The organism is Streptomyces sp. CRN 30 (assembly GCF_034105845.1).
Genome location: NZ_JAVRHI010000449.1, coordinates 1 through 9,664 on the forward strand (window position 1 = coordinate 1; position 9,664 = coordinate 9,664).

The following is a 9,664-nucleotide window of genomic DNA, read 5'->3' on the forward strand; positions in this document are numbered from 1 at the left end:
CCCGGGGGGCCGTCCGTACGGACGGCCCCCCGGGCGCCCTGCACTCTGCTGTCGTCCCCCGTCAGGCGTCTTCCGCCCGGAGCGCATGCAGGTGCGGCAGGTTGACCACGACCGCCTCCTGCGTGCTGCGGGCGATGACGACCACGGCCTCCTCCTCGGGGTCCGGGTTCTCCTCGCGGTGCGGGACGAACGGCGGTACGAAGATGTAGTCGCCGGGGGAGGTGCGCAGCCGTACCTCCTCGGGCTCCTCGCCCGAGCCGTCGAGGAAGACGAACTCCGGATGCCCGCTGACGATGTAGATGGCGGTCTCGGACGCACCGTGGTGGTGGTCGGAGGAGGAGGTGGAGGGCGCCACATGGGTCTGGCCCATCCACAGCTTCTCGGAGCCGACGGCCCTGCCGCTGACGGCGGCGAACCTGCGCATGCCCCCGGTCTGGGCCGTGTCGCCGTCCAGGGAATCGGCGCGGATGTGGTGCAGGCGGGTGCGCAGGGGGGCCGCCGGGCGGTCCGGGGTGTCGTGGAGGTGGGGGTGGAAGCCCTCACCGGGGGTCGTCAACGGCTGGCTCATGGCGGGGACGCTAGGACGGTCCCGAAAAGGATGTCAAGAGGTGTCCTTTGTCGTTCACCTGCGGAAACGTTCCCGCAATGTCTCCGTGGCGAAGGGGGGCGGAAGAAGCGGAGCCCCTGGTCGCGGACGGCCCGTCGGGCATGATGGGCGCATGCATATCTCCGCGAAGGCGGACTACGCCGCACGGGCCCTCCTGGAGCTCGCCCGTGAACCCGCCCGCCCGCTCTCCTGTGAGGCCATCGCCTCCTCGCAGGAGATCCCGTTCCGGTTCCTGAAATCCGTGGTGGGCGAATTGCGGAAGGCCGGTCTGGTGCGCAGTCAGCGCGGCTGCGAGGGCGGCTACTGGCTCGGCCGGCCCGCCGACGACATCACGCTCCTGGACGTCGCCCGTGCCGTCGACGGCGAGCTGATCACCTTGCGCGGTGAGTCCCTGGCCGGCCTGGACTATCCCGGTCCCGCGACGGGACTGCCCGGGATCTGGCGGCAGGTGGAGGCGGACGCGGCGGCGGTGCTGGGCGGAACGACCATCGCCGCGCTGCTCCCCGCCGAAGCGGCCGCACGGCCGGCCCGGACGGGGGTCGCGTGACAACCGGCCCGGACGGGGGCCGCTCGGCGGCCGTCCCCGGCCCGCCGACGGTCGAAGTGGTGGAGTACACCGACCCGTTGTGTCCCTGGGCCTGGGGGTCGGAGCCCGTCTTCCGCCGGCTGCGGGCCGCGCTCGCCGGACGGGTCCGCTGGCGCCGCGCGTACTGCGTCCTCTTCGACCACGACGACGACCCGCCGCCCGACCCGGCGGCGGAGACCGCCTGGTACGCGCGCTACGTCGAGGAGATCAGCGCGCACACCCGCGCCCCCCGCGCGGAGCGTCTGAGCCGGGTCGCGGCGAGCTCCTGGCCGTCCTCGCTCGTCGCCGCGGCGGCCGAACTCCAGGGCGGCGAGGTCGCCGAACGGGTGCTGCGCCGGCTGCGGGAGACCGTCTTCGTCCTCGGGGAACCCGCGGACACACCCGCGCTGGCGCTGTGGGCGGTGCGGGGCACGCCGGGCCTGGACCTGGCGCGGCTGTCGGCTGACGCCGCGTCGGAGGCGGTGCTGGAGCGGGTGCGCGCCGACCACGCCGAGGCGCGCCGTCCGGTGGCCGAGGTGCTCTCCGTGCGGGGCGGGACGCCGCATCCCGGCGCCGCCAAGGGGACCGATGACGGCGGCCACCGGTACGCGCTGCCCACTCTGCTGGTCCGTGCCCCCGCCGGGTGCCGGGCGGTGCCCGGCTGGCGCACGTTCGAGGAGTACGCGTCGGCCGTCGAGGAGCTGTGCCCGGGGCTGGTGCCCCCGCCGCGACCCCTGCCCCCGGCACAGGCGTTGCTGCGCCACCGCAGCATGACCGATCCCGAGCGGAGGCTGCTGGCGGACGGCCCGTGGCCCCCGCCGCACGCGGTCCGGGTGGAGACCGGGAACGGTCCCCTGTGGCTGCATCCCGAGGAGGCCGAGGTGCACCCGGCGGTCCGGTGTGACGCTCCCGCCGTGCCCTGACGAGCCTCTGATCAGCGGCTTCGATCGTCCCGCCGAATGAGACACCAGATGGTGTCCATTGACAGGCGCCGACGGCTCCCCCCAGGATGTGCAGCATGCTCACGACGCACCCCGGTGTGGTGTGCCGCTACGTGGATCTGCGGCGCACCTGTAGCGCCCTCTGTCGCTGACCGACAGCCGCCCACGGCCCGCAGGCGCCTGACCGCTTCCGCCGGTACCCGCCGCCCGCTCCCGGTCGGGCCCCGCCCGTCCGCCCCGAGCCCCCGCCCTCCGCGTTCCATCGCCGCCCCGCACCGCTTCCCGTACTGCGTCCCGCTCCGCGCCCGCTGACCCGCCGACGCGTCATGCCCCGAGCGCGGCGTACCCGACCTGTGCGCCGACAGCCCGCTTCCGCATGCCCGTTCGAGTGCGCACCGGTCCGTGTCCGGACACGGAATCCGGCACGGGTACCGGCAGGGGTACGGCGCGGGCCCGGCGCGAGGGCGCATCAACTCCGCTCCCCGATCCCGCCGCCCTGACGCGACGCGGGTCGGAGCCGTCCCAGAGAGAATGAGATGACCGGACGACCCAGCTTCCGCCGCCGTCCCAGACTGGCCCTCCGACCCGCACGAGGAACCGGCCGCCTGCGTCCCGCGGCCCTCGGCACCGCCCTCGTCACTCTGCTCGTCCCCGCCCTCGGCGCGTGCGCCGGCGGTACCGGCACCTCACCGGGCGGTGCCGCCACGCTTAGGTGGACCTCCAGCTACTTCCCGACCCACTGGGACCCGGTGGTGGGGGGCAGTGGCGCCCAGTTCCGCATCCTCTCCATGGCGTACGCCTCGTTGACCCGCACCGACGAGAACGGTGACGCCGTCCCGGACCTCGCCGAGAGCTGGGAGTACAACGACAAGGGCGACCAGGTCACCTTCCACCTGCGCGAGGGCCTGAAGTTCAGCGACGGCGAGCCGGTGGACGGCGCCGCGGTCAAGGCCGCCGTCGAACGGGCCCAGAAGCAGGAGAACTCCGCGCTCTTCGGTGACCTGACCTCGATCGAGAAGGTCGAGGCGAAGGGGCTGGACGCGGTCGTCCACCTCAGTCAGGTCGACTACCAGATACCGCAGTTGCTCGGTCAGCGCGTCCTGCAGATCGCCAGCCCGAAGGCGGCCGCGTCACCGGAGAAGCTGGACCAGAACCCGGTCGGCGCCGGGCCGTTCACCGCCACCCAGGTGGTACCGGGCACCAGGGCGGTGTTCAAGAAGAACCCGGACTACTGGGACGCGGAGAACATCCACATCGACAACGTGGAGCTGACCTCGGCCCCCGACGCCTCCACCGTCGTCTCCGGACTGCGGACCGGCGTCTACGACTTCGCCGACATCGCGCCGAGCCAGGCGGCGGCCGCGGAGAAGGCCGGCCTGGACGTCTCCGTGCATCCCGGCTTCAACGCCTCCAACATCAGCCTGAACATCAACAAGGCACCCTTCGACAACGACAAGGTGGTCGACGCCGTCCGGCACGCCGTCAACCGCCAGGAGTTCGTGGACAAGCTGACGTTCGGCCACGGAGAGACCACCGACCAGCCCTTTCCGAAGGGATACGTGGCCTACGACCCCGAGTCGGAGGACGCGTACCCGTACGACCCGGAGAAGTCGAAGGAGCTGCTCGCCGACGCGGGCTACGGGGCGGGTGACATCAAGCTCGACCTGGTCATCCCCGAGGAGGACCCGCAGGCGGAGATCGTCCAGTCACAGTTGGCCAAGGTCGGCATCACCGTGAACATCAAGATCGACAAGAACTGGGCCACCCCGTTCTTCGCCAAGGACCTGACCTTCTCCCTGTACTCGACCACGGGACGCGACTCCGCGGTGCAGACCCTCACCGCGCACTTCGGCCCCGACGGACCCCTGAACCTCAGCTCGCCCTACCAGCCGGACGGCTTCGAGGCCGCCGTCGCCAAGGCCCGGCAGACCCCGCTGGACGCGCCGGAGTACGAGGCGAACCTGCAGGCGGCGACCCGGGCGGGCCTGGAGAGCAAGGCGCTCGTCTTCACGTACTCCCAGCCCAACCTCATCGCCAAGCGCACGTCGGTCTCCGACCTGCCGCAGAACCCGGCCCACATCGACTGGACCGGCGTCACGATCAACGGGGCGGGCTCGTGACCACGGCTGAGGCACCGGCCGCGCCCGCCCTCCGGCGCGGCGCGGTCGCCCGGACCAGGCTCCGGCACACGGTGGGCCGCGTCCTGGGCGTCCTCGCCCGGTCGGTCGCCGTCTTCGTACCCGTCTTCCTGGTCACGACGTTCGTGACGTTCGCGCTGCGCTCGCTGAGCGGGCTCAGCCCGGCGCGCATCCAGCTCGGTGAGAACGCGACGCCCGAGGCGATCGCCAGGGTCGAGGCCCAGTGGGGCCTGGACCGGCCCTTCCTGGCCCAGTACGGCGACTGGTTCACGGGCCTGCTGCACGGGGAGCTCGGCACCAGCTGGACCAACGGCGCCGACATCTCCACCCTGATCGGCCTCGGACTGGGCGTCAGTCTGTCGGTCGCCGTGTTCGCCCTCGTCATCGGTGTGGTCGTGGGCTTCGCCCTCGGCACGCTGGCCGCGCTGCGGCGCACCACCTGGATCGACCGGGCCGTCACCGGCTTCGTCACCGTCATGTCGGTGATGCCCGCCTTCGTCGTCGGCATCGTGCTGGTCACCGTCTTCGCGGTCGGGCTCGGCTGGTTCCCCTCCGCCGGCTACGTACCGGCCCAGCAGGGCGGCGTCGGACAGTGGCTCGCGCACATCACCCTCCCGGCGATCGCACTGAGCTTCGACGTCGTCGCCGACGTCGCCCGCCAGCTGCGCGGCAGCCTCGTCGCGGCCTACCGGGAGAACTACGTGACGGGCGCGGTGGTACGGGGACTGAGCCCCCGACGGATCTTCTTCACGCACGTGCTGCGCAACGGCCTCGGCCCCGCGCTCGCCACGCTGGGCCTGAAGTTCCCCGCCCTGGTCGGCGCCTCCGTCGTCACGGAGTGGATCTTCGGCCTGCAGGGCTTCGGACGGTTCGCCAACGACTCCGCCCAGGCCGGCGACGTACCCGCCGTGCAGGGCGTCCTCGTGGTGTCGATCGTCCTGGTCGTCGCCTTCAACCTGATCGTCAACCTGGTGCTGGCGCGCGTCACGCCGGCCTCGCAGAGGGGGGTGTGAGCCATGGTGCGCCGCGTCCTCTCCCTCACGTCCGGCCGGATCGCCGTCGCCGTACTGGCCGTGATCGCCCTGCTCGCCGTCCTCGGACCGCTGCTCGCCCCGCAGGACCCGCTGGCCCAGAGCGACAACGCCCTCGCCGGGATGTCCGGCGCCCACTGGCTGGGCACGGACCACCTCGGCCGCGATGTGCTGAGCCGCCTGCTGGACGGCTCCCGCATCAGCGTCCTCGGCTCCCTCGAAGTGGCGCTCACCGCACTGGTCGTGGGCGCGATCCCGGGCATCCTCTCGGTCTACCTCGGCCGGACCTTCGAGTGGATCACCCTCCGGCTGGCCGACACGCTGGTGGCCCTGCCGTTCCTGCTGTTCGCGGTCGCCGTGATCGCCCTGCTCGGCAACGGCATCACCCAGGCCATGCTCGTCACCGGCGTCCTGGTCTCCCCGCTCTTCTACCGGGTGTCGCGCGCCGCGACCCTCGGCGTCGCCCGCTCGCAGTACGTGGAGGCCGCCGTCATCTCCGGGGCCTCCGTCGGCTGGGTCGTCCGCCGCCACGTCTGGGTCAAGGTGCTCCCGCCGATCGCGGTCGCCCTCGCCCAGACCATCGGCACCGGCTTCGTCATCGTCTCCAGCCTCACCTTCCTCGGCATCGGCGTCCAGCCGCCCGACCCCACCTGGGGCGGCCTGCTCGCCTCCGACCTGGGCTACCTCGGCCAGCGGCCCTGGGCGCCGTTCGTCCCGGCGCTGCTCATCATGGTCACCGTCTGGGCCTGCAACCTGCTCGCCGACGCGATCCGCGACGTCTCCGGCGAAGCGGGCCGCGCCCTGATCGACCACCGCAAGGCCCGCCTGCACAAGGCCGCCCCCGCCCCCGCCGGAGGTACGCGATGACACCCCTCTCCGAAAGCCTCCTCGCGAAAGAGAAAGAGAAGGCGAAGGGAAAGACGAAGGGAAAGACGGAGGAAGCGGAAGCGCCCGAGGAGACGTCCGCCCCGGTGCTGTCCGTGCGCGACCTGCACATCACCGACGGCGCCACCGGCCGCGAGATCATCCACGGCGTCAGCTTCGACCTCACCCCGGGCCGTACCGTCGGCATCGTCGGCGAGTCGGGCAGCGGCAAGACCCTCACCTGCCGCGCCACGCTGGGCATCCTGCCCCCGCACTTCGAGATCACCGGCGGCTCCGTCGAGATCGACGGCACCGACATACGCGAGCTGACCCCCCAGCGGTGGACGGAGCTGCGGGGCGCCACCGTCAGCGCCGTCTTCCAGGACCCGGCCTCCTACCTCAACCCCTCGATCCGGGTCGGCGCGCAGATCGCCGAGGTGCTCCGGGCGAAGAAGGGGCTGAAGCGGCGTGAGGCCCGCCACCGGGCGGTCGAGTTGTTGCGGGCCGTGCACCTGCGCGACCCGGAGCTCGTCTTCACCCAGTACGTGCACGAGCTGTCCGGAGGCATGCTCCAGCGGGTCCTGATCGCCGCCGCGATCGCCGCGGACCCGCAGGTCCTCATCGCCGACGAGGCCACCACGGCACTCGACGTCACCGTGCAGGCCGAGATCCTCGACCTCCTCGCCGACCTGCGGGAGCGGACCGGACTGGCCCTCGTGGTGGTCTCCCACGACCTGGCCGTCGTCGCGCAGTTGTGCGACGAGGTGCTGGTCATGCGGCAGGGCGAGGTGGTGGAGCACGGCCCGACCGAGCGGGTGCTGTACGACCCGCAGCACGAGTACACCCGGCTGCTGGTCAGCGAGCACGAGCAGTACGGCCTGGAGAAGTTCCTCGCACCGACATCGGCACCGGCACAGGAGGACGCGTGACCACCGAGACGGAAGAACCGGTCCTGCGGGTCACCGGACTCGACGTCCACTACGGCCGGCGGCGCGGCCGCCGCCACGCCCTGCGCGGCGTCTCGCTGGACGTCGCGCCCGGTGAGACGGTCGGCCTCATCGGGGAGACCGGGTCCGGCAAGTCCACCCTCGCCCGGGCCGTCCTCGGCCTGGTGCCCGCCTCGGCGGGTGCGATCACCGTCGCCGGGGAGGACGTGAGCGCGTACGGGGAGCGCCAGTGGCGTGCCCTGCGCCGGCGGGGAGTCGTCCAGTACGTCTTCCAGGACCCGCTGCGCAGCCTCGACCCGGACCTGACCATCGAGGACTCCCTGACCGAGCCCCTGCTCGTCCGGGGCGTCGCACGAGGGGAGGCGGCCGGCCGGGTCCGCGCCTTCCTGCCACGCGTGCGCCTGGCCGAGGACCTGCTCGGCCGCCTCCCCGGGGAGCTGTCCGGCGGGCAGCGCCAACGGGTCGCGGTGGCCCGCGCACTGGTCACCGAGCCGCGGCTGGTCATCCTCGACGAACCGGTCAGCGCCCTGGACTCGGCCAACCGCGTCCAGGTCCTGGAGATCCTCAAGGAACTGCGCGACACCGGGGTCTCCCTCGTCTTCATCTCCCACGACCTGGGCTCCGTCGCCGGGGTCGCCGACCGCATCGCCGTGCTCTACCGGGGCGAACTGGTCGAGGACGGCACCGCCCGCGACGTCGTCACCCGTCCGCAGCACCCCTACACGCGCCTCCTCGTCGGTTCCGCGCCCACCCTGCGCGGCGCCCCGGCCGACCGGGCCGAACGCGAGGCCCTCCGCGCGCTGCTCCCCGCCTGACCCACCACTGCCGTCCCCGTGTCCATCGGAAAGAACAGGAACCCCACTGCCATGACGTCCCGCACGATCCACCTCGCGCTGCACCCCTACGGCGTCGGCGGCCCCGGCCAGCACGGCCTGTGGAAGGACCCGCGCGTCGCGACGAACGCCAGCATCGACATCAACTACTACATACGGCAGGCGCAGGCCGCGGAACACGCCCTGTTCGACGCGCTGTTCATCGTCGACAGCCAGTTCATCAACGCCACCTATCCCTCGCACTACCTCAACCGCCTCGAACCGCTGACCCTGCTGTCGGCGGTCGCCACCCACACCCGGCACATCGGCCTGGTCGGCACGGCGAGTTCGACGTACAACTCGCCGTTCAACCTCGCCCGCCGCTTCGCCTCCCTCGACCTCATCAGCGGCGGGCGGGCCGGCTGGAACGTCGTCACCAGCTTCGACACCGGCACGTCCCGCAACTACGGGCTCGACGAGCACCTCGACTACGCGACCCGCTACGGCCGCGCCCTGGAGTTCGTCGAGGTAGCCCGTGGCCTGTGGGACTCCTACGAGGACGACGCCTTCCCCGCGGACGTCGAGCGGGGCGTCTTCCTCGACCCCGCCAGGCTGCACGAACTGAACCACGAGGGCGAGCACTTCAAGGTCGCCGGACCGCTCAACGTCTCCCGTTCGCCGCAGGGCCAGCCGGTCATCTTCCAGGCCGGGGTGTCGGAGGAGGGCCGCGACCTCGCCGCGCGGGTCGCCGAGGGCATCTACGCGCCCGGCGGCACCCTGCAGCAGGCGCAGGAGTACTACGCGGACATCAAGAAGCGCACCGCCGCGTACGGCCGCGACCCCGAGCACATCAAGATCTTCATCCACGGCGGCCCGGTCGTCGCCGCGACCGACGAGGCCGCCCGGCGCCGTGAGCGGGAGATCTTCGAGGAGGACAACGACTTCGACCGCCACCTGGCGCTCCTCGGGCGGTCCTTCGGCGCGTACGACTTCGGCGCGCACGACCTGGACGCGCCGTTCCCGGACGTCGCGCACCTCGCCGAGAAGGGCGGTCGCACCAACGCCTCGAAGATCATCGACCGGGCGCGGGCCGAGAACCTCACCCTGCGCCAGGTCGCCCAGTCGCTCGGCGAGTTCCGCCGCTCGCCCTTCGTCGGGGCGCCCGAGACCGTCGCCGACACCATCGAGCAGTGGTTCGACGCCGGCACCTTCGACGGCATCAACCTGGCCTTCCGCAACAACGACGACCTCGACCTCTTCGTCGACGGCGTCGTCCCGATCCTCCAGAAGCGCGGGCTGTACCGCACCGAGTACGCGGCCGACACCCTGCGCGGCAACCTCGGGCTGCCCGTCCCGGAGAACCGCCACACCGCCGCGCGCCGCCTCGCCGACGCCTGAGAGCCCACATACCACCGCACCGCACCACGCAGGAGCTCGAGGACATGACCGAGTACACCGACCACCACGGCCCCGAGGGCCTCCTGGTCCGCGGCACGATCGTCGTCGTGCCCGGCCGGGGGGAGACCCGGGCGACGTACACCCGGCTCGGCAGGCGGCTCGCCGCCGACGCGTACCGCGTCCGGGTCGTCGACGCGCCGGAACTCGACCCGGAGGACCTCGGCGGTTCCCTGGCCCGCCTGGGCGCCGCCCTCGCCGAGGCCGTCGAGGGCACCGCGGCCGACGACGGGACGGACGCGGCCGCCCGCCCCGTCGTCCTGGTGGGCGCCGACACCGGAGCCGCCGCGGTCGCGGCCCTCCT

Annotated in this window: 9 protein-coding genes and 1 pseudogene; 9 read left to right on the forward strand and 1 reads right to left on the reverse strand. The window is 72.4% G+C overall.

The annotated features are described in order from the left end of the window. Positions 1 to 61 precede the first annotated feature (61 nt). On the reverse strand, positions 62 to 568 hold the full coding sequence (locus UW392_RS51360) for a cupin domain-containing protein (protein WP_320782324.1): 507 nt from the start codon (positions 566 to 568) through the stop codon (positions 62 to 64). A gap of 151 nt (positions 569 to 719) precedes the next feature. Here UW392_RS51360 and UW392_RS51365 point away from each other — a divergent pair, with 151 nt between their 5' ends. The 9 genes and pseudogenes from UW392_RS51365 to UW392_RS51405 form a co-directional block, all read left to right on the forward strand. Next, positions 720 to 1,154, forward strand: a complete 435-nt coding sequence (locus tag UW392_RS51365; protein ID WP_320782325.1) for an Rrf2 family transcriptional regulator — start codon at positions 720 to 722, stop codon at positions 1,152 to 1,154. Further along, the gene (locus UW392_RS51370; protein ID WP_320782326.1) at positions 1,151 to 2,095 is read left to right on the forward strand and encodes a DsbA family protein; all 945 of its coding nucleotides are present in this window, start codon (positions 1,151 to 1,153) and stop codon (positions 2,093 to 2,095) included. The genes UW392_RS51365 and UW392_RS51370 overlap by 4 nt, the downstream gene beginning before the upstream one ends. 554 nt (positions 2,096 to 2,649) lie before the next feature. Next, complete coding sequence (locus UW392_RS51375; protein WP_320782327.1) at positions 2,650 to 4,233, forward strand: ABC transporter substrate-binding protein; 1,584 nt, start codon at positions 2,650 to 2,652, stop codon at positions 4,231 to 4,233. After that, positions 4,230 to 5,264 carry an ABC transporter permease gene (locus UW392_RS51380; RefSeq protein ID WP_320782328.1) on the forward strand — a complete coding sequence of 345 codons (1,035 nt, stop codon included), beginning with the start codon at positions 4,230 to 4,232 and terminating at the stop codon, positions 5,262 to 5,264. The genes UW392_RS51375 and UW392_RS51380 overlap by 4 nt, the downstream gene beginning before the upstream one ends. Positions 5,265 to 5,267: 3 nt before the next feature. After that, entirely contained in the window at positions 5,268 to 6,149 is an 882-nt protein-coding gene (locus tag UW392_RS51385; protein ID WP_320782329.1) for an ABC transporter permease, read from the forward strand. Then, the gene (locus UW392_RS51390; RefSeq protein WP_320782330.1) at positions 6,146 to 7,075 is read left to right on the forward strand and encodes an ABC transporter ATP-binding protein; all 930 of its coding nucleotides are present in this window, start codon (positions 6,146 to 6,148) and stop codon (positions 7,073 to 7,075) included. The genes UW392_RS51385 and UW392_RS51390 overlap by 4 nt, the downstream gene beginning before the upstream one ends. Then, positions 7,072 to 7,908 (forward strand): ABC transporter ATP-binding protein, encoded by an 837-nt coding sequence (locus UW392_RS51395; protein WP_320782331.1) that lies wholly within the window; start codon positions 7,072 to 7,074, stop codon positions 7,906 to 7,908. The genes UW392_RS51390 and UW392_RS51395 overlap by 4 nt, the downstream gene beginning before the upstream one ends. A gap of 51 nt (positions 7,909 to 7,959) precedes the next feature. After that, the gene (locus UW392_RS51400; protein WP_320782332.1) at positions 7,960 to 9,303 is read left to right on the forward strand and encodes an LLM class flavin-dependent oxidoreductase; all 1,344 of its coding nucleotides are present in this window, start codon (positions 7,960 to 7,962) and stop codon (positions 9,301 to 9,303) included. A gap of 44 nt (positions 9,304 to 9,347) precedes the next feature. Further along, a pseudogene (locus UW392_RS51405) lies at positions 9,348 to 9,664 on the forward strand (alpha/beta hydrolase); the annotation flags it as partial.